Origin of the sequence: Rhodococcus sp. 7Tela_A2, assembly GCF_049311045.1 — a bacterium.
Lineage (GTDB): Bacteria > Actinomycetota > Actinomycetes > Mycobacteriales > Mycobacteriaceae > Rhodococcus.
This window is the reverse complement of sequence record NZ_JAXION010000084.1, coordinates 1-19,820: the sequence shown is the minus strand read 5'-3', so window position 1 is coordinate 19,820 and position 19,820 is coordinate 1. Positions and strand designations below refer to the sequence as shown.

The following is a 19,820-nucleotide window of genomic DNA, read 5'->3' as shown; positions in this document are numbered from 1 at the left end:
CGCCCCCCCGCGCGCCTCGACGGAGTGGACCCGGATCGCGTCGTACTGTGGGGTGTCTCGCTGTCGGGCGGTCATGTCCTGACGATCGCCGCACACGACTCGGGTATCGCAGCGGTTGTGGCACTCACACCGCTGGTCGACGGTCTCGCCGCCGGACTGCTCGCCGCGCGCCACACACCGGCGGCGAGCCTGCTGAGATCCACCGCCACGGGCGTTCGAAGCAAAGTCGGGTCACGAATCGGTCGCGGTGCCAACATGATTCCGCTGGTCGGGGAACCCGGCGACATCGCAGCGTTGAATCTCGACGGGCATCGCGAGGGTTATCTCGCCATCGCGGGCCCGACGTGGCGCAACGAAGTCGACGCGACGATCGTGCTGGAACTCGGTACCTACCGCCCCGGCCGCCACGCCGCGTCGATCCGGTGCCCGGTACTGGTGCAGATCGCGGACTTCGATCGCAGTGCGCCACCCCACTCCGCTGCCCAGGCGGCCTTCCGGGCGCGCGCCGAGGTTCGCCATTATCCCTGCGACCACTTCGACGTGTGGCCCGGGAAAGACTGGTTCGAGCCGGCAGTGACGCACCAGATCTTCTTCCTGACAAGGCATCTCGCGGACTCTTCGACTCCGAAGCCGGACACCCCCGAGGTCTCCGGCGACCCCGTCTCTCCCCTCCCACCACACTGAGGACGATCACCATGGCCGACACCGTTCAGCAGGCACTGCGCGCACTACTCGACGACGACACCGCGGCGATCGTTCACGACACCGGACGCTGGACCTGGCGAGAGCATCTGACGGAGGCGTCGGCTCAGGCCTCGGCACTGCTTTCGATTCTCGACCACACCCGGCCGGTGCATGTCGGCACGCTACTCGGCAATACACCCGACATGCTGCACGCTGTGGCGGCCGCAGGGCTCGGAGGGTTCCCCCTCGTCGGCATCAACACCACGCGACGCGGCGAGAGCCTGGCCGGAGACATCCGACGCGCCGATTGCCAGGTGGTGCTCACCGATCCGGCGCATGCCCCGCTCCTCGACGGACTCGATCTCGGCGACATCACGGTGCTCGACGTCGCGAGCCCGCAGTGGCGGTTGCTCGTCGAAGGTGCGCCTCCCCTCGAGCCGTACCGCGAGGTGGAGATGATGGACCCGTTCATGCTGATCTTCACCTCCGGTACGAGCGGCGACCCCAAACCCGTTCTGCTCGCTCAGATCATGGTGATCTTCGCGGGCAACAACCTGGTGTCGCGCTTCTCGATCACCTCGGACGACATCGCCTACCTGTCGATGCCGATGTTCCACTCGAACGCGATCCTCGCCGGGTGGTGCGTGTCGCTGTGCAGCGGCGCAGCCATGGCGCCGGCGACGTTCTCCGCGTCGGCCTTTCTCGACGACATCCGCCGCTACGGAGCGACGTACATGAACTACGTCGGCAAGCCTCTCGCATACCTTCTGGCGACGACCGAACAGAAGGACGATGCCGACAATCCGCTGCGGGTGGCCTTCGGCAACGAGGCAACCGACCGCGACATCGACGAGTTCGCGAGGCGGTTCGGGTGCACCGTATGGGACGGCTTCGGTTCGACGGAGACAGCCGTCATCATCACCCGCGAGGAGGGCACGCCCGAAGGCTCCATCGGAAAAGGACTCGCCGGGGTGGAGGTGTACGACTCCGTCACCGTCACGCAGTGCGCACCTGCCGAGTTCGACCACAACGGTGCCTTGAGCAACGCGGACAAGGCCATCGGCGAACTCGTCAACACGCAAGGGGGCGGCTTCTTCACCGGCTACTACAACGATCAGGAGTCGACCGACGAGCGGATGCGGCACGGCATGTTCTGGTCGGGAGATCTGGCATACAAGGACGCCGAAGGCTGGATCTATCTCGCCGGCCGCACCGCGGACTGGATGCGCGTGGACGGTGAGAACCTCGCGGCGGCACCGATCGAACGGATCCTCCAGCGGCTCCCGCAACTGAGCCGGGTCGCGGTCTACGGTGTTCCCGACGAACACGTCGGCGACCAGGTGATGGCAGCCATGGTGCTCCGCGACGACACCACACTCACCCCGGATGAGTTCTCCGAATTCCTTGCTGCTCAGGCAGATCTGTCACCGAAGGCGTGGCCGCGCCACGTCCGGATCGACGCCGACCTGCCGGTCACCGCGACCAACAAGATCCTCAAACGCGAACTGAAGGAGCAGGGAACAACCGCCGGAGCCGGCGCGCTGTGGTTGCGGACGGGTACCGACTACACCCCGGTGTCGTAACCGCCCGGCCACGCGGGCACGGGTCGCGCAGGGCCGCTCGCCGACCGCTCAGCTGCTACGTGCGAGGTACTCACCGAGCGCGGGGGCCTTCGGTCCGTCGAGACGCCAGAACGTGTCTCCGTCGTGCGACTCGATGTCGCCGCTGAGGAAACCCGCGACAGCGTCGGCGGCGGTGGTGGGGTCGGGGAAACGTCGCCCCTCCATCGGTCCCCGCGTGATCTCGAGCGCGCCCGTAGTCGTGTCGAAGCGTCCCTGCACGCGGTAACCGCCGACATCGGCGCACACCGCGACGCGCGGGTCGACCTCTTCCGGCTGCGCTGCGGGACGCGCTGCGGGGGCTGCCGTCCGGCGGGGGCTGCGCCGCGTGGGAGCGCACGTACGAGTGGTGTCCTTGACCGCGTCGAGCCCCAGCAGGTCCCAGCGGTCGAGGCCGTGCGCAACACCACTGAGCGGGATGGGATGACTCCCGGTCGCGGTCCGGCCCGGGCGCTCGGTGAGCCACAGCGCGACCTCTTCCTCGATCCCGGCCTCGATCTCGGCCGACTCGACGATATAGAACGCGGGGGGCTTCTGACCGAGGTCGACGAAGACCCAGTGCGACGACCCGGTCTCGTCGCTGCCGGCGATGCCGTCCTGCCGACGTGCGAGCCACGGTCCGCCCTCGGTGGTCCGCACGCGGACCACCCGCTTGACCCCGTCCGTACCGCGGACCTTGACGGTGCGCTGGTCGTCGAGAGGTTCTGCGCGTCCGCCGCGCTGTTGAACGTCCGTCACAAAAGCGGCCATGCCCTGACCTGCGATATCACCCATGCCTGCTGTCCTTCTCTCGTGCACGAAAACCGACGCGAGGTGGCGTGACGGCGTCGCCGCACAACTCGGGGGGTCTGCTGGTAACCCTACGGGTCTCAGCCTGGTAACGACAGTTTCTGTGAAGCATCACCGAAATACGTCCCCCTTCGTGGTCAGGGCTTTGACCCGTTCGACGATGCGATCACGCAGTTTCGAGGGCGTGCGCCACCGCATCGCGAGCTTGTCGTAGTCCATCGCATGCTCGGCGATGATGTCCTTGAGCCGCTCCGCGTCGAGGACGTCGAGTTGCACCCGCAGCCCGGGCTCGCCGGCTTCGCGGTAGACAGCGAACGGGTCGAACGGGCCGGGCGCGCGCTTGCCGCGACGAGCAGGCGCTTTCTGCGCCGGGGCTACGCTCCCTTCCGGGGCTGTGTCGTGAGCCGGGGCTGTGTTTTCGGGGTCCGCCGCCCCGAGCGCATATCGGACGTTCGAGGCGCCTCCTGGCCCGGCTGCCGGTCCCGCTCCCGGTGACAACGCTCCCTGCGAGAGCACGGTCGACAGCGACTTCGCGAAGCGGGGCGTACGGGCCGCTTCGTCGGCGACGACCCGGACGAGCGCGACGAGTTGTCCCGCCGTCCCCGGCGCGGTGTCGTCGAGCCTGAGCAGTGCCGCGGTCGCTTCGCCGATCTGCATGCGCAGACGAGCCTCGCCGGTGTCCGGTTTCGTCACAGGTACACCTGCGCGTTCATCAGAATGGTCTCGGTGAGAATCCGCAGCGCGTCGAACTGCCCCGTGTTGCCGTACTTGCGTTTGAGAGTGCCGTACGGCACGAACTCCGCGGAGGCGGCGATCTGGTTCGCTTCCGGAACCCACGCGGGTACGACATCGGCGATCCGGTCGTCACGCTGCAACTGTTCGATGATGCTGCGGTGGAGGTTGGAAGCGCTGCGATACTTCGTGATGACCAGACCGATTTCCCGGAGGGGATGGCCCGTGCGCTGCGCAAACTCCTGAATACGCTTCTGCAGCTGGGGAATTCCGTACGTCGACAGGATGTCCGGGATGGTCGGGATCAGATACCCGTCGGCCGATCTCAAACCGTTGAGGGTGAGCATGCCCAGGTTGGGCGGGCAGTCGAGGAGTATGTAGTCGTATCGATCGGCGATCGGTTCGATCGCCTTCGTGAGGATCTCGATCGGCCGATGCGACCCGGGATCCGCATACTGCCGGTGGCTGAGACCCTCCTGGATCTCGATGAGATCGAGCGAGGACGCCAGGAGATCCACCCCGCGCACGGCCCGGACCGGCGAGACGTCGTGCTGAAGGGCCTTCTCGATGTCGAACGACGCGGTATCGGATTCGATCGCACCCCGGAACAGCGCCGCAAGGGTGCGGTCGAGCTCGTTGAGTTCCTTCCAGCGCTCCTCACCGATCATCATGGTGGTGAGGTTCGTCTGGGGGTCGAGGTCGACGAGCAGTACCCGCTGCCCGAACTCGGCGGCCATGAACTCGCCCAACGCCGCGGTCGTCGTGGTCTTACCGACGCCACCTTTCAGGTTGATCGTCGCGATTACCCGCGCCACCGTGCACCTCTTCGGAAAGATCGACTGCTCTTCCGATAGAAACGTACACCGCGATCCGGACAAACATGACGTCCGGTCTTATCTGCCCTTCGCCTCGACACCGACTCTCTCCAGCCCGCCCGAGGTATCCGCGCGGACGACCGAGTCGGCAGTTGCGAACCCGCTGAGCGCAAGCGCAGGCGCGCGGTCGACGACCGCGTGCACCACGCGCCCTTCCGACATGAACACGATCATTCCTTCGGCGCCCACCGTCGGGAGGTCCTTCCACACGAGACCCGAGGTATCGAGGATGCGGTTGACCTCGCTCATGAGCAGAGGAACGCGGAAGTAGTACATCCGGTCCCAGTCCTCCCCCTGCAGGTCCGCAACCTGCGCGAGATCACCGAGCGTGCGTTCCTGACCGCCGGCGAGCACCTCGCTGAACGCTGATTCGAGCTGGGGATCGTCCACCACCGTCACCGCAGGATCCCCCCCGCATCCTGCGATGACCATCGCCATGACTCCGGCTGCTACCCCTGCCGATACCCGTCGTGCAAACACCCACGCCACCCCCGTCATTCGACCCCCAGATGAACGCGAGGAAGCTACCACCGAATCGGACATTTGCACCAGTGAGGCGTCTCACATTTTGGGGACTGGGTGGCCAGACCCTGCCACACGCGGGAAACCTGTGACCGGACACAACGGACACGGTCAATCCTTGCCGGTGAGCTCCGCAATGTCGCTCCGGAGCGCGGTGTGCAGCGAACCGATGAGTTCCGCGGCCGACCCGAACTGGTCTCCGACGAAGTCGGTGTTCTCGGCCGAGAGCTCGCGCGCGCCCGACCGCCCGATGAGATCGTCGATACGCTCGTCGAGGCTCGCGGTGCGGCGTGCGACGTCGACCATGCCCATCCGGCTTTCCGCGTTTCCGAGCAGATCGCCGATCCTGGCGAGCGCCGCCACCCGGGCGAGAAGCTGGTCCCACACGGGATCGAGCGCCGCGACCCGCGCGTCCAGCGCAGCCCGTGCGCCGGCGCCCCGTTCGCCCGGGATACTCCCGATCGCGGCGCCCAATTCCGCGAGCAGTCCGCGCAACGACACCGTATCGACGGCGATCTGAGTGATTTCCTCGGCCAGATCGAGCTGGGCCCGCTGTACCGCGAAGTACTCGGAGCGCCACGCCGCCGACGACTCGATCCGGTCGTAGAGGGAGCCCGCCAGGAACAACAGGGTGTCGTACCGGTCGACGAACCGGTCGTCGTCCTCCGGCATCCGGCGCGCGAGGAGATCCGCCGCTCGACGGCCGGCGTCTGCGGCGGGGGTGCGCTCCGACCACCGCGACACACGGTCCACCGCCACGGACAGGGCGGCACCTCGGGCCTGTTCGGCGGGCGCGACCGGCAGCGGCGCCGGAGTCTGCCGCAACGCCGCGAACAACGCTTCTCGCTGATCGAGTTCGAGGTGGAGCCCATCGCGGCGATCCCTGCGAACCGCACGCACACCCTGCGCGTAGTGCGACGGCGAATGCACGATGGCCTGCTCGGCAGCGCGGAGGCGCTTGGCGAGTTCGTTCGCGCGGTATTCGAGGACCAGGCGGGCGGCCCCGGGACGCTGCCTGCCCAGGCGGGCCACGAGATGAGCATGCTCGTCGGAGAGAAGGCGCAACGCTCCGAAACCGTCGACGGTGGGGAATCGCCGACCGGCACGCCGCCGGTTCGCGAGGACCGTGCGTGCCGATTCGTCGAGATGACCCGCGGCCAGCGCGAGTGCCGCCGCATCCGAGAGCGGGCCGTGCCTGCCGTCGATGGCACACCGATCGCACCAACGGCGCACCTGTCCCGCGATGCGTTTCCGTCGCAGGTCGGGCGTTTCGAACTCGTCGGATACTTCGGGTCGGTTTGAGCCGGGCATCGGGGCCTCCTCGTCGCCTTACTGTCTTCCACTGTCCCAGAAAACCGCGGTCTTCGATCGGCCCGGCGACGGACCTCGCACTGCCCGGACGAGACTTCGGCACGCGTGTGCGGGCGCATCAGTTCGATTGAGCGGACGCCGTATTCACCATTCGTGATCGATGTCACAGAAAGAGCCGGGCTCGATCCTCCATCGGGCCACACGCACCTCCGGATTGTCAAAATCGTTGCGGCACAAACGCCTACCCGACGGTACGACGAGGGCAGTCGGCCCCGCTGCAAGTTACCCACCGGTGTTACCGCGCGGTACGAGCGAACGGGCCCACCGCAGCCGGCCCTCCTTCCCGCGGACGACCCCCGAAAAGCCCTGTACGGCAACGTTCGAGACCCGAAAAAGGAACGGTTTCCGCAGGTCACGCCGATTCGGGAAGCCAAACGTGACAAAGCCTCATGTTTCGGCCATGCTGTTACCCGTACGGGGCGTTTCCATCCGCACGGGGGTGTGTGTCGTCGATGGCGACGGCCACCGGATGAGGACAGGGGCGCGTTCGCACCGCCTTGACGATTCGGTTCGACAGAACCACAGCGTCGGCGATCGACACACGCATGCCCACCACACAGCACGAGGAGCCGACCGATCGATGTTCCCGCTCACGTTTACCGATCCGTGACGTAGGAACCGAAGACCGGATAAATTGTCTTCCTCATCGGGGTGGAGCTTTCGACGCGCGGCACCCACGCGCACAACCATGGAGAACGGTGGCAACGAGTATGTTCAAGCGGATCGCAGTGGTCAACCGGGGTGAGGCGGCAGTCCGCCTCATCCGGGCAGTCCGGGAGCTCAACTCCGAACACGGCTACGGCATCAAGACGATCGCTCTGCACACGGACGCCGAACGCCGTGCCATGTTCGTCCGTCAGGCCGACGAAGGCGTCACCCTTCGCCCTTCGACGACGGCCGCGACTTCCTACCTCGATCACGCAGAACTCGAGCGCGCACTCCTCGAAGCGAAAGCCGACGCAGTCTGGGTCGGCTGGGGATTCGTGGCGGAAGATCCCGTCTTCGCCGACCTGTGCGCGCGGCTGAACATCACATTCATCGGTCCGTCCGCGGATGCGATGCGTCTCCTCGGGGACAAGGTCGAAGCCAAACTGCTCGCCGAGAAGGTCGGGGTGCCGGTCGCCCCGTGGTCCGGCGGACCCGTGGAGTCCCGCGCCGACGCGCGGCGTCATGCCCAGGCCATCGGTTACCCGCTCATCATCAAAGCGCGCTCCGGCGGTGGCGGCCGCGGCATCCGGAAGGTCTACGCCGAAGACGAACTCGAACTGGCACTCGAGCGCACGCAGGGCGAAGCCGAACGGTCCTTCGGCGACCCCGTCGTCTTCATCGAACGCCTCGTCACCGACGCGCGCCACGTCGAGGTGCAGGTCATCGCCGACACGCACGGGAACGTGTGGGCTCCCGGCGTGCGTGACTGCTCCATCCAGCGCAAGAACCAGAAGGTCATCGAGGAATCGGCTTCCCCGCTGCTCACCGCGGAACAGTCCGACCACCTGCGCTCGGTGTCCGCCGACCTCGTCCGGGCCGCGGGATACTGCGGCGCCGGAACCGTCGAGTACCTCTACCAGCCGCACTTGAAGACGTTCACCTTCCTCGAGGTCAACACCCGCCTGCAGGTCGAACACCCCATCACCGAGGTCACCACCGGCATCGACCTCGTCAAACTCCAGATCCTCGTCGCCTCCGGAGAGCCCCTCGTGGGTGACTGCCCGCCGGAATTCGGCCACGCGGTCGAGGCACGGCTCAACGCCGAGGATGCCGCCAACGGGTTCGCGCCCGCGCCCGGCACGGTGCAACTGCTCAAATTCCCGCTGGGGTCCGGCCTGCGGGTGGACACGGGCATCGCGCAGGGAGACGTGATCCCTCCCGACTACGACTCGATGGTCGCCAAGGTCATCGCTTGGGGACGGAACCGCGGCGAAGCGCTCGCACGCCTGCGCACCGCCCTGCGAGAAACGACGGTCGTCCTCGACGGAGGCACCACCACCAAATCGTTCCTGCTCGACCTGCTCGACCGCCCGGAGGTCGTCGACGCGTCCGCCGACACCGGTTGGCTCGACCGCACCGGTGCCGGCAGCGAGTCCGGACCGACGCGAGTCGCCGACATCGCACTCGTCGCAACCGCCGTCGACGTCTACAACGCCGACGAAGCCCGCGAGCGCACCGCGTTCCTCGCGTCCGCACGCGGCGGCCGGCCACGCGCCGGACATGCCGTCGGCCGCAAGATCGAACTGAGCTACCAGGGTCAGGCGTACGAACTCGTGGTCGGCCAGGTCGGACCGCACCGCTACCGGCTCGACACCGGAGTGACCGAGTTCGACGTCGAACTCGAACGTCTCGGAGACTACGAATCGCGGCTCACGCTCGACGGTCGCCGCCACCACGTCGTCTCGATAGCCGGGCCCGCCCATTTCCTCGTCGAGGTCGACGGGATCAGCCACCAGATCAGCCAGGACGAGGCCGGAGTCGTCCGCACTCCGGCGCCCGCTGTCGTCGTTGCCGTCCCCGTCGCGGTCGGCGACGAGGTCGAAGCCGGGCAGACGCTCGTCGTTCTCGAGTCGATGAAGATGGAGACCGCCGTCCGGGCTCCGTTCGCCGGTAAGGTCCGCGAGATCCTCGCCGTCGTCAATGCTCAGGTGGACGCCGGCGCCCCGCTGCTGCGCGTCGACCAGATCGTCGAAGAAGTCGTCACCGAAGCCGTCGAGCGCGTGGAGTTCCCCACCCCCGGACCGGCGCTCAGCGACGATCTCGCTGCGGATGCGCTGGCGCGGCTCGATTCGCTCGGAGCGCTCATCACCGGGTACGACGTCTCGGCCAAACGGACCGCGGCGCTTCTCGCCGAATACGAGCGTCTCTCGGCAGGTGTGCGGTCGTGTGATCTCGTGCGCGCCGAACTCGCTCTGCTGACCACGTTCGCAGACGTCTGCGACCTGTCGCGCAACCGTCCGACCGACGAAGAGCGGAACACCGAAGACCGCGTGCACAGCCCCCGCGAGTTCTTCCACGGCTATCTGCAGTCGCTCGACGTCGAAGTAGGCGGCCTGCCCGACAGCTTCCGTGCTCGCCTCTCGCGCGCGCTGCGCCATTACGACGTGACCGACCTCGCGCGCACCCCCGACCTCGAAGACGCCGTATACCGGCTGTTCCTCGCGCTCGAACGTATCGAGACGCACGTGCCGGTCGTCACCGCACTGCTCGAGCGCTGGACCGAACGCGACGACACGGAGGCCGGAGTCTCCCACGAACTCAACGAGGTCCTCGACCGGTTGATCGTCGCGACGCAGGTCCGCTTCCCGGTCATCGGCGACACCGCACGCAACCTGCGCTACAGCTACTTCGAGGAGCCGATGATCCGGAAGGCGCGCGAGCAGGTGTACGACGGGGTGCGCGGTTCGCTCGCCTACCTCTCCGAACACCCGCAGGCGGCCGACTACGCGCAGCGCATCGAGTCCCTCGTCACCACGCCCGAACCTCTCATCGACCTTCTCGCCCAGCAGATTTCACGCCCCGGCACCGTCCCCGGTCCGCTGCTCGAAGTCATCACGCGACGCGCGTACAAGATCCGGACCCTCGAGGACGTGCGGTCGTGCGTCGTCGACGGGCGCCAATTCGTCACCGGAAACTTCGATCTGCGGGGTACCCGGCTGTACCTGATCTCCGCGGAGACATCGCATTCCGGCCTCGCCTCGGTACTCGACGCAATCGAGCAATCGGCGTCGACGCTGCCCGGTGTCGAGAACCTGGTGATCGACCTGTACGTCGCCTGGGAGGACGCGCCGGCCGACGCGGACGCTCAGGCCGCGGCGCTGTCCTCGGTCCTGTCCACCCGCGAGATCATCGCGCGCGCACGACGCGTGACGGTGACGGTGTGCCACACCGATATCGCCGAAGAGCACGTGTTCACCTTCCGCGCCTACGAATCCGGGTACGCCGAGGAAAGCAACATCCGCGACATCCACCCGTTGACGGGGCAGCGTCTCGATCTGTGGCGACTGAAGAACTTCGACGGCACGCGCCTGCCCTCCAACCCGGACACGTACCTGTATCACATTGTCGCGAGGGATAATCCGTCCGACGAGCGCTTCATCGCCCTCACCGAGGTGCGGGATCTGACCCAGCAGCGCGACGACAGCGGCCGGATCGTGAGCCTGCCCGCCTTCGAACGCGCCCTCGCGAGTTCGCTCGACGGCATGCGCCGCGCCCAGGCCGCACGCGGTGGACGACGCCTCGATACGAACCGTGTGGTCCTCTACGTCTGGCCCGTCGTCGACCTCGACGTGAAGGATCTGCGCCGGATCGCCCGCAGTGCCGCACCGTTGACCGTGGGTGCGGGCCTCGAGGAGATCACCGTCATCGGATGGTTGCGCGAGAACCCGGGTCAGCCCGCGCGTGAAGTCGCGTTGCGCTTCTCGTACCGCTCCGGCGCCGGTGTCGTCGTGCGGGTCACCGAGCCGCCCAAGGAACCGCTCAAGCCGCTCGACGAGTACACCCAGAAGGTGCAGCGCTCGCGGGCCCGCGGAACCGTGTACCCCTACGAGCTGATTCCGCTGCTGACCGGCAGCGACGGTACGTTCGTCGAGTACGACTTCGACGAGCAGGGACAGTTCGGCGCCGTCGACCGCCCGTACGGCCGCAACACCGCCGGCCTCATCGTCGGCATCGTGGACACTCCGACGCCCCGCTATCCCGAGGGCATGACCCGGGTTGCTCTGTTCGGAGATCCCACCAAGGCACTCGGCACCGTCGCCGAAGCCGAGTGCTCACGCCTGGTGGCCGCGATCGACCTTGCCGAGAGTCTCGGCGCGCCGGTCGAGTGGTTCGCGTTGTCGTCGGGTGCCACGATCTCCATGGACTCGGGTACCGAGAACATGGACTGGGTGTCGCGGGGTCTGCGCCGCATCATCACGTTCACCCAGAACGGCGGCGAGATCAACATCATCGTGACCGGCATCAACGTCGGCGCACAGCCGTACTGGAACGCCGAGGCGACGATGCTCATGCACACCAAGGGCATTCTCGTCATGACCCCGGACAGCGCGATGGTGCTCACCGGCAAGCAATCGCTCGACTACTCCGGCGGAGTGTCCGCGGAGGACAACTTCGGTATCGGCGGATACGACCGCGTGATGGGTCCGAACGGCCAGGCCCAGTACTGGGCACCGAATCTCCGAGTAGCGGTCGAAACACTCTTTGCGCACTACGCGCACGCCTATGTCGCTCCCGGCGAGCGCTTCCCGCGCAAAGCCGACTCCGCCGACCCGGTCGATCGCGACGTGCGCCTCTACCCGCACGTCCACCCGTCGAGCGACTTCACCACGGTCGGCGAGATCTTCTCGTCCGACACCAATCCGGATCGCAAAAAGCCGTTCGACATCCGCACCGTGATGCGCTCGGTCGTCGACCAGGACCACGCCGTGCTCGAACGGTGGGCCGACATGGCCGACGCCGACACCTCGGTGGTCTTCGACGCGCACCTGGGCGGTACCCCGGTCAGCGTGATCGGGATCGAGTCGCGCGCCATCCCCCGCAAGGGCTGGTTCCCGACAGACGGGCCGGACCAATGGACGTCCGGGACGTTGTTCCCGAAGTCGTCGAAGAAGACGGCCCGCGCCATCAATGCCGCAAGCGGAAACAGGCCGCTCGTGGTGCTCGCGAATCTGTCGGGCTTCGACGGATCACCCGAGTCGCTGCGCAACCTGCAGCTCGAGTACGGCGCCGAAATCGGCCGGGCCATCGTCAATTTCGACGGTCCCATCGTCTTCGTGGTGGTGTCCCGGTACCACGGCGGAGCATTCGTCGTGTTCTCGGGCGCACTGAACGAAAACATGGAAGTACTTGCCGTCGAAGGCTCGTTCGCGTCCGTTCTCGGCGGCGCTCCCGCTGCCGCGGTGGTCTTCACCCGGGACGTCAACAAGCGCACGGCGAGCGATCCCCGCATCACGGAGATCGAGTCACGTCTGGCGGCAGCCGAAGACGGGGAGAAGTCCCGTCTCGGTGTCGAACTGGGCGCCTTGCGCGTCGCGGTACGGTCCGAAAAGCTCGGCGAGGTCGCTGCGGAGTTCGAGGCGATCCACAACATCCAGCGTGCCCAGCGGATGGGCTCGGTGCACCGGATCGTTCCCGCCGCCGAACTGCGCCCGCAGATCATCGCTGCCGTGCAGCGAGGAATGGCGAAATCGCTCGCCTGACACGGCCGAACACAGGGGGGGGGGGGGGGGCGGGGGGGGGGGGCCCCCCCCCCCCCCCCCCCCCCCCCGTGCGTGCGTCTCCGAGCACAAGACGCTGTGCAGCACAACCCATCCGGTCCGAAATGCACGTCGATTTCTGACTTCTTTCTCAGGAATGTTTCATGTCCCGCTCCTACCTTCGGTACTGAGGACCAGTAAGGAAAGGGGTGCGGAAATGCGCATCGACAAGCGATGGCTCATCGCGGGTGTCGCGGCAGTGGCCGTGGCAGCCGGTTCGGTGGGGATCGCAACCGCAGTGGACTCCGACGAACCCACAGGTCCGGGCGAAGTGACGGCACAGACCCAGGACGACATGCAGGAATCGGAGGACGGCCAGGACACCCACGACTCCACCGATCGGGGCCCCGAACGTCCGGACTCGGCGACGGCTCCGGACGCGCAGCGTGATGCCGAACGCGAACCGGGTGACCGCATGCGCCACGGCGGAGAGCGGCCCGACGGACCGCGAGGACCGCATTCGGACCGCGAGACCGGACCCGAGGAGGGTGACGGACCTCGTGCAGAGCGCGGACCGGGCGACGGCTTGCGCGACGAGCGCGGACCCGGTGCCCACCATCGTGAGCACCAAGGCGAGCACCCGGACCACGACTCCGGACCTCATGACACCGAGCAGGACGGTACGCACACCTAAGCCCCTGCTCGCCGTTCGGCGAGGTGGACCACCGGAACAAGAGCCCTTCCGCGCATGCGCGGAGGGGCTCTTCGTGCCTCGGTCGCTGTCGACCGACCAGTTAGGTCACACCATGGCGAAGGCCCCTTCCATCTCGGATGGAAGGGGCCTTTCGTCTCGATCGGATCAGAGCCAGCGCGGGGGCGTCAGGTCTCCGCCTTCGACACCGACGGCGCCGCGTCCGGCGGCCCACCGCACCACTGCGGGAAGCGAACCGCGCACCACGTGGATGGCTTCCGCGTCCGGCGTCACGGCGATCGTGCTGCCGCCGTCGACCTCGAGTGCGATACCCGCGCCGAGTTCCTTCTTCCGCCACATGCCGACGATGTCGTCGAGCAGCGACTCGAGGACCACCTTCGGGAAATCACCGAAGCGTCCGCCGTTGTCGAGATCCACCGCGTGGATCCAGACCTCACGCGTGCGCATCCAGACAGTTTCCTCGGCAGGAACCAAGCGGCCCTGCGCGGTCCTGACCTGCGCCTGCCACGCGGACTCCGGCAGGTGACGCCACTTCTCGTCGAGCCGGGCCACGGTGTGAGCGAACAGGTTACGAAGCGCGGCGGGACTCAGCGTGGCGCCCTCGGCGATCTCCTGCGCCCGCTGCTCGGTGGAGGCGTACATCGGGGTCTCCACACCGGTGGCAGCCCAATCCATCAACCGGCACAGTGCGGCCGCGTTGTACCCGATATGCGCCGTCAGGTGCTGGCGGGTCCACCCGTCGAGGAGGGTGGGTCCGGCGAGTTCGTCGTCGGTCAGTTCCGCGAGCCGCTGCGACAGGTACGCCGTGCCGCGACGTGCGATGAGCAGGCGTTCGGAGAGTTCGAGATCGTTGAATCCCACGGTCTTCCTTCTCCTACTTGATGATCGTCTTGTTCTTGACGGACCCGAGGCCCTCGATGGTGACCTCGCAGACGTTGCCGTCCTGGATGTAGCGTGCCGGCTTGCGGGCATGGCCCACGCCACCGGTGGTGCCGGTGATGATGACGTCGCCGGGCTGCAGCGTGACGATGTGCGAGATGTAGTCCACCAGCTTGGCCGGGGTGAACACCAGATCGTTGGTGTTCGACGACTGCATGACCTCACCCTCGAGACGGGTTTCGATCTTGGTGCCGAGCTTGTAGTCGGTGTCGAGGACGGGGCCGAAGCCGCTGGTCTTCTCGAAGGTCTTGCCCTGGTCCCACTGCAGCGTGCGGTACTGGTAGTCGCGCATCGTGTAGTCGTTGATGACCGAGTAACCCGCGATGTACTCCTCGGCGTCGGCCTCGGACACCTGGTACGCCTGCTTGCCGATGACGACGGCGAGCTCAGCTTCCCAGTCGAGCTGCGAACCGGCGTACGCCGGGACGATCACGTCGTCGTACGGGCCGGTGAGGGCTTCCTTGAACTTCGAGAACAGCGTCGGGAACTCGGGGAGTTCGCGACCCATCTCCTGGATGTGGGTGGCGTAGTTGAGTCCGACGCACACGATCTTGCCGGGGCTGGGGACGACGGGTGCGTAGTCGGCATCGGCGAGGTCGACGGTCTTCCCCGCTGCCTTCTCGGCGACGGCCTTCCAGTCTGCGTCGTTCAGCAGTTCGGACAGATCGGCGTAGCCGTCGATCACGGTGGCGGTGGAGTCGTCGTCGACACGCACCGCAGCGGTTGCGCCGTCGAGTCGGAGAGTTGCAAGTCGCATGGTGGGTCAGGCTCCTTCGGAGATGATGGTGCGGTTGAAGTGCAGACGCTCCACGATGGGTGCGTCCGAGAACGCGAACAGGTCGACGCCCTCATCGGTTTCGAGCGACCACTCGACCCAGGACGGGACGACGATCATGTCGCCCTTGGCAACATCGTGCGGGGTTCCGCCGAGATCGAAGCGACCCTGGCCTTCGAACACCTGGAAGACGAGCGACCCTACGTCGCGACGGGGGCGGGTGTGCGCGCCGGCGCGAAGACGGTGGAACTCGGCGCGGATCGTCGGCATGACGTCGCCGCCGGTGGTCGGGTTGGTGTAGCGGATCGCGGCATGGCCCGGCTCGGGCGTCGCGGCGTAACCCTCGTCCTCGAGCGCAAGCTGTTCGGTGAGGGCGCGATCGGTGTGCTCCCAGCGGTAGCAGGCGATGGGCGAGCTGGTCTTGCGGTCGAGCCCGACGAGCGGACGCAGACCGGGATGGACCCACAGTCGCTCGGAGCGTGAGATGTCCGGCGTTCCCTCGTCGGTCACGCCGTCCGAACCGAACTCGAAGAATCCGGTGTCGGTGTAGTGAACGAACGGAATGTCGAGACCGTCGATCCACGCCATCGGCTGATCGGTCTCGTTGTGGTGGCCGTGGAAGTTCCACCCGGGCGTGAGCAGGAAGTCACCGCGGCGCATCGCGACGGGGTCACCGTTGACGACGGTCCATACGCCTTCACCCTCGACGACGAATCGGAAGGCGTTCTGCGAGTGGCGGTGCTCCGGTGCGGTTTCCTTCGGGCCGAGGTACTGGATCGCTGCCCACAGGGTGGGCGTGATGTACGGGACTCCGCCGAGGCCGGGGTTCGCCAGGGCGATCGCACGGCGTTCACCACCGCGCCCGACGGGCACGAGGTCGCCCGCGCGCTGCGCGAGCGGGTAGAGCGTCGACCACTTCCAGACGAACGGAACCGCCTTGGAGGTCGGCGCCATCGGCATGAGGTCCCCGAGCTGCGTCCACAACGGATCGAGATGCTCGGCCTCGAAATCGTCGTAGAGCTTCTGCAGTTCCGGGTCGTGCTCGGTCATGATTTCTCCTCGCGAAACGACACACACGTTGGGCGTTGATCACAACCTATGCCGCACCGTCCGCCAGAGCACACAATATTCTTCCCTGTGGAATCTTGACGTAGATCTCATCCTTCGATGTGTGCGACGTCCACCTCGAGGCCCCGGATCGCCGCCCGCATCTGCTGCACCAGTTGCCCGTGCAGGTGCTGCCGGTACCGGGTCGCGGGTACCGCTGCGGTGAGCGCCGCGATCGCGTGCCCACGACCGTTCCGCACCGCGACCCCGAATGCCGCGACGCCCTGTTCGGTCTGCTCGACGTTGACGGCGAATCCCACGCGCCGGGCCGCTTCGAGTTCACTGACGAAGATCTCGAACTCACCGGGAGCGAGCCGCCGGTCCGTCTCGGATGCGGTCGGGCCCTGGCTGATGGTCGGCGGGCCCGCCGGTCGGAGGTACAGCTGTTCGAGCGTGCGCCGGGGGAGTTCGGCGAGCAGGATGCGCCCGCCCGCGGTGAGTTCCGCCGGGAGTACCTGGCCTTGCCTGTCCCCCACACGCAGCATCGTTGCCGCTTCTGCCGTGTACAGGAAACGTGCCTGCGACCCGATCCGGAGAACCAGGTTGATGGTCTCGCCCGTCATCATCGCGAGCGCCTCCATGTGCGGACGCGCGATATCTGCAAGCTCTCTGGTCCATCCGTGCTTCGCCGGCCCGGCCCCCATCGCGGGACCGGGGTGGTAGCGGCGCTTCTCGTCCTGCACGGCGAAGCCCCGGTAGACGAGCATCGCCAGGAGCCGATGCGCGGTCGACGGCGCGGTGCCGAGCGCCTCCGCCGCGTCCTTCACCCGCAGTGCTCCGACGTCGCGGAGCAACTGCAGCAGGTGCAGCGCGTTGTCCACGGACTCGAGCGAGTACGACGGCTTCGTGATGCGTTTGCCTGGTTTCGGCGCATTCTGCATAGAAGAACTTTATTGCACCGAGCACGTGAGCGCATCAACGTTGGATTCATGCACATCTCCCCAGGGGCCACCGTCGCCTCCGGTGCACGCCGTCTGCCCATGGCTCCCGGCAGCATCGCAGCAGTCGTCGTCTGCTGGCTGTTCGTCGTATTCGACGGATACGACCTCATCGTCTACGGCAACGTGATCCCCAGCCTGCAGGACGAATGGGGAATCAGTTCCTCGACGGCCGGCACACTCGGCAGCCTGGCATTCCTGGGCATGATGATCGGTGCCGTTCTCGCGGGCCGGTTGTCCGACGCGATCGGACGCAAACAGGCGGTGGTCGGCTGCGTTGTCGTCCTCTCCGTGTTCACCGCGTTGTGTGCCGTCGCTCCCGGACCTGCGGTCTTCGGCATCCTGCGCCTGATCGCCGGAATCGGCCTCGGCGGACTGGTGCCGACGTCCAACGCCCTGGCTGCCGAACTGGTGCCGAACAAGTGGCGCGCCGCCGTCGCGACGATGATGATGTCCGGCGTGCCGATCGGCGGTTCGATCGCGGCCCTCGTGGGCATCCCGGTGATTCCCCACTGGGGCTGGCGCCCGATGTTCCTCTTCGCGCTGATCCCGCTCTTCATTCTCGTTCCGCTGGCGATCAAGGTGCTGCCCAAGCACGCCCCCGATGCCCATCCCGGCAACGCCGCGGGCGGCTTCAAGGAACTGCTCGGTACCCGTTTCCGCGCCGTGAGCATCATGTTCGCGGCGGTGACCGTGGTGACCCTGCTCTCGTGGTACGGCCTCGGCACCTGGCTTCCCAAGCTCATGCAAGGTGAGGGCACCGACCTGGGCAACGCGCTGACTTTCGCGCTGGCGCTCAACCTCGGCGCCGTCGTCGGCTCGTTCGTCACCGCCTGGGGCGGCGTGCGCTGGGGTTCGGTGCCGACGAGCATCGTCGCCGCGCTGATGGCCGGTGTCGCGCTGCTGACCCTGCTGCTCGATCCGCCGGTCGCCGCGGTGTACCTGATCTTCGTGATCGCCGGTGTCGGTACCCACGGCACCCAGGCACTGATCATCGCGGCCGTCGCGTCGTACTACCCCGACCACCTGCGGGGCACGGCACTCGGCTGGGCTCTCGGCGTCGGCCGGATCGGTGCCGTTGCCGCCCCACAGATCGGTGGATGGCTGCTCGCCGCCGGACTCGGCGCCCACTCGAACTTCATCCTCTTCGGCGTCAGCGCCTTGATCTCGGCGCTGTTGCTCACCGTGATCTGGCAGAAGTTCCCCGTCCGCCACGACGCGCCGCGCGGCCCGATCCTCACTCACTGATCTCACAGTTCCCCCCACCCGAAGGAGTGTCATGTCCGATCTGAAGGACGCGCGAGTACTGATTGCCGGCGGCGGCATCGGTGGCGTCGCCAACGCCCTCGCTCTCGCCTTGAAGGGTGCGAACGTCACGCTCTTCGAGCGCGCCGCCGAGTTCGGTGAGGTGGGCGCCGGACTCCAGATCGGACCGCACGGCTCGCGCATCCTCCAGTCGCTCGGCGTCTACGACGAGGTGATCGCCAAGGGTGTGCTGCCCAAGAACCTCGTCTTCCGCGACGCTGTGACCGCCGAAATCCTCACCAAGGTGAACCTCGGCCGCGACTACCAGGAGCACTACGGCGGCGTGTACTTCGTGGTACACCGCTCCGACCTGCACTCGGTACTCGTTGCCGCTGCACGTCGCGCGGGAGCCGACCTCCGCACCGATTCGACGGTGACCGATGTCGTCACCGAGGGTGACACCGTGCGCGTCATCCTCGAGAACGGTGAAGAGCACATCGGTGACATCGCGCTCGGGATGGACGGGCTGCACTCGCGCCTGCGTCCCAAGCTGTCCGACGACAAGCCCGTCGGCTCCGGCTACGTCGCGTTCCGCGGCACCTTCCCGATGAACGAAGTCCCCCTCGAAGAGGACATCGAGGACGTGGTGGGCTACATCGGCCCGCGCTGCCACTTCATCCAGTACCCGCTTCGCCAGGGCGAGATGCTCAACCAGGTCGCCGTCTTCCAGTCGCCGGCGTTCCTTCGCGGCGAGGAGAAGTGGGGCAGCCCCGAGGAACTCGCGCACGCCTACGACCACTGCCACGAAAGTGTCCGCTCCGCCCTGAAGTACCTGTGGACGGACCGCTGGTGGCCGATGTTCGACCGCAATCCGATCGACAACTGGGTCGACGGCCGCATGCTCCTTCTCGGCGATGCCGCACATCCGCCGCTGCAGTACCTGGCTTCGGGCGCCGTGATGGCCCTCGAGGATGCCAAGTGCCTCGCCGACTACGCGTCCGAGGACTACAAGGGCGACAACGCGAACTGGCCGAAGATCCTGCAGGATGTCAACGCCGAGCGCGCGCCGCGCTGCAACCGCATCCTCACCACCGGCCGGATGTGGGGCGACCTGTGGCACCTCGACGGTGCAGGCCGCGAAGCTCGCAACGAGTTGTTCCGCATCCGCGACACCTCGAGCTACAAGTACACGGACTGGCTGTGGGGTTACTCCTCGGACCGTAACCGCTGAGCCGGGACACCCCCGCGCGACGATCACGCCTGTGGCCCGCCGCTCCGGGAGGAGGGGCGGGCCCCGGGCGGGGCTGGGTGCTCCCCGCCCGTTTAG

At 67.0% G+C, this 19,820-nt stretch carries 15 protein-coding genes; 6 read left to right on the top strand and 9 right to left on the bottom strand.

Translation table 11 applies throughout. The features are described from left to right. Both TVH25_RS15420 and fadD1 read left to right on the top strand, forming a co-directional pair. On the top strand, positions 1-684 hold a 684-nt coding region (locus TVH25_RS15420), incomplete at its 5' end, for an alpha/beta hydrolase (protein WP_422424697.1). 11 nt (positions 685-695) lie between these two features. Continuing rightward, entirely contained in the window at positions 696-2,267 is a 1,572-nt protein-coding gene (fadD1, locus tag TVH25_RS15415) for a fatty-acid--CoA ligase FadD1 (protein ID WP_169652658.1), read from the top strand. A gap of 48 nt (positions 2,268-2,315) precedes the next feature. Here fadD1 and TVH25_RS15410 read toward each other — a convergent pair whose 3' ends face one another. From TVH25_RS15410 to TVH25_RS15390, 5 genes are all read right to left on the bottom strand, one after another. After that, the gene (locus TVH25_RS15410; RefSeq protein WP_169622678.1) at positions 2,316-3,077 is read right to left on the bottom strand and encodes a hypothetical protein; all 762 of its coding nucleotides are present in this window, start codon (positions 3,075-3,077) and stop codon (positions 2,316-2,318) included. Positions 3,078-3,203: 126 nt separating this feature from the next. Then, positions 3,204-3,785, bottom strand: a complete 582-nt coding sequence (locus TVH25_RS15405; RefSeq protein ID WP_422424695.1) for a hypothetical protein — start codon at positions 3,783-3,785, stop codon at positions 3,204-3,206. Next, the gene (locus TVH25_RS15400; RefSeq protein ID WP_169622677.1) at positions 3,782-4,639 is read right to left on the bottom strand and encodes a ParA family protein; all 858 of its coding nucleotides are present in this window, start codon (positions 4,637-4,639) and stop codon (positions 3,782-3,784) included. The genes TVH25_RS15405 and TVH25_RS15400 overlap by 4 nt, the downstream gene beginning before the upstream one ends. Positions 4,640-4,717: 78 nt before the next feature. Then, complete coding sequence (locus TVH25_RS15395) at positions 4,718-5,137, bottom strand: hypothetical protein (RefSeq protein ID WP_240952687.1); 420 nt, start codon at positions 5,135-5,137, stop codon at positions 4,718-4,720. A gap of 195 nt (positions 5,138-5,332) precedes the next feature. Continuing rightward, positions 5,333-6,532, bottom strand: coding sequence for a hypothetical protein (locus tag TVH25_RS15390; RefSeq protein WP_422424692.1), 1,200 nt, complete (start codon positions 6,530-6,532; stop codon positions 5,333-5,335). Positions 6,533-7,302: 770 nt separating this feature from the next. Between TVH25_RS15390 and TVH25_RS15385 the strand changes: the two genes are divergently transcribed. Together TVH25_RS15385 and TVH25_RS15380 are read left to right on the top strand one after the other, a co-directional pair. Then, entirely contained in the window at positions 7,303-12,780 is a 5,478-nt protein-coding gene (locus TVH25_RS15385; RefSeq protein WP_422424699.1) for a carboxyl transferase domain-containing protein, read from the top strand. Positions 12,781-12,994: 214 nt separating this feature from the next. After that, on the top strand, positions 12,995-13,471 hold the full coding sequence (locus TVH25_RS15380; RefSeq protein WP_422424691.1) for a hypothetical protein: 477 nt from the start codon (positions 12,995-12,997) through the stop codon (positions 13,469-13,471). Between the two features lie 165 nt (positions 13,472-13,636). On the opposite strand, the gene TVH25_RS15375 is transcribed toward TVH25_RS15380, so the two are convergent. From TVH25_RS15375 to TVH25_RS15360, 4 genes are all read right to left on the bottom strand, one after another. Beyond that, positions 13,637-14,350 (bottom strand): maleylpyruvate isomerase family mycothiol-dependent enzyme, encoded by a 714-nt coding sequence (locus TVH25_RS15375; protein ID WP_422424690.1) that lies wholly within the window; start codon positions 14,348-14,350, stop codon positions 13,637-13,639. A 13-nt stretch (positions 14,351-14,363) separates the two neighbouring features. Beyond that, positions 14,364-15,185 carry a fumarylacetoacetate hydrolase family protein gene (locus TVH25_RS15370; RefSeq protein ID WP_169622673.1) on the bottom strand — a complete coding sequence of 274 codons (822 nt, stop codon included), beginning with the start codon at positions 15,183-15,185 and terminating at the stop codon, positions 14,364-14,366. Positions 15,186-15,191: 6 nt separating this feature from the next. Further along, positions 15,192-16,253, bottom strand: coding sequence for a cupin domain-containing protein (locus TVH25_RS15365; protein ID WP_169622672.1), 1,062 nt, complete (start codon positions 16,251-16,253; stop codon positions 15,192-15,194). A 107-nt stretch (positions 16,254-16,360) separates the two neighbouring features. After that, entirely contained in the window at positions 16,361-17,191 is an 831-nt protein-coding gene (locus tag TVH25_RS15360) for an IclR family transcriptional regulator (protein WP_169622671.1), read from the bottom strand. A 99-nt stretch (positions 17,192-17,290) separates the two neighbouring features. Between TVH25_RS15360 and TVH25_RS15355 the strand changes: the two genes are divergently transcribed. Together TVH25_RS15355 and TVH25_RS15350 are read left to right on the top strand one after the other, a co-directional pair. After that, complete coding sequence (locus TVH25_RS15355) at positions 17,291-18,496, top strand: MFS transporter (RefSeq protein WP_240952712.1); 1,206 nt, start codon at positions 17,291-17,293, stop codon at positions 18,494-18,496. A 31-nt stretch (positions 18,497-18,527) separates the two neighbouring features. Further along, the gene (locus tag TVH25_RS15350; protein WP_169622669.1) at positions 18,528-19,724 is read left to right on the top strand and encodes an FAD-dependent monooxygenase; all 1,197 of its coding nucleotides are present in this window, start codon (positions 18,528-18,530) and stop codon (positions 19,722-19,724) included. Positions 19,725-19,820 lie beyond the last annotated feature (96 nt).

What these genes read in the sequence shown, in the direction of transcription:
- fadD1 (WP_169652658.1), top strand. Translation starts at nt 696, where the DNA reads ATGGCCGACACCGTTCAGCAGGCACTGCGCGCACTACTCGACGACGAC.
- TVH25_RS15410 (WP_169622678.1), bottom strand. Translation starts at nt 3,077, where the DNA reads ATGGGTGATATCGCAGGTCAGGGCATGGCCGCTTTTGTGACGGACGTT.
- TVH25_RS15395 (WP_240952687.1), bottom strand. Translation starts at nt 5,137, where the DNA reads ATGGCGATGGTCATCGCAGGATGCGGGGGGGATCCTGCGGTGACGGTG.
- TVH25_RS15390 (WP_422424692.1), bottom strand. Translation starts at nt 6,532, where the DNA reads ATGCCCGGCTCAAACCGACCCGAAGTATCCGACGAGTTCGAAACGCCC.
- TVH25_RS15385 (WP_422424699.1), top strand. Translation starts at nt 7,303, where the DNA reads ATGTTCAAGCGGATCGCAGTGGTCAACCGGGGTGAGGCGGCAGTCCGC.
- TVH25_RS15380 (WP_422424691.1), top strand. Translation starts at nt 12,995, where the DNA reads ATGCGCATCGACAAGCGATGGCTCATCGCGGGTGTCGCGGCAGTGGCC.
- TVH25_RS15370 (WP_169622673.1), bottom strand. Translation starts at nt 15,185, where the DNA reads ATGCGACTTGCAACTCTCCGACTCGACGGCGCAACCGCTGCGGTGCGT.
- TVH25_RS15365 (WP_169622672.1), bottom strand. Translation starts at nt 16,253, where the DNA reads ATGACCGAGCACGACCCGGAACTGCAGAAGCTCTACGACGATTTCGAG.
- TVH25_RS15360 (WP_169622671.1), bottom strand. Translation starts at nt 17,191, where the DNA reads ATGCAGAATGCGCCGAAACCAGGCAAACGCATCACGAAGCCGTCGTAC.
- TVH25_RS15355 (WP_240952712.1), top strand. Translation starts at nt 17,291, where the DNA reads ATGGCTCCCGGCAGCATCGCAGCAGTCGTCGTCTGCTGGCTGTTCGTC.
- TVH25_RS15350 (WP_169622669.1), top strand. Translation starts at nt 18,528, where the DNA reads ATGTCCGATCTGAAGGACGCGCGAGTACTGATTGCCGGCGGCGGCATC.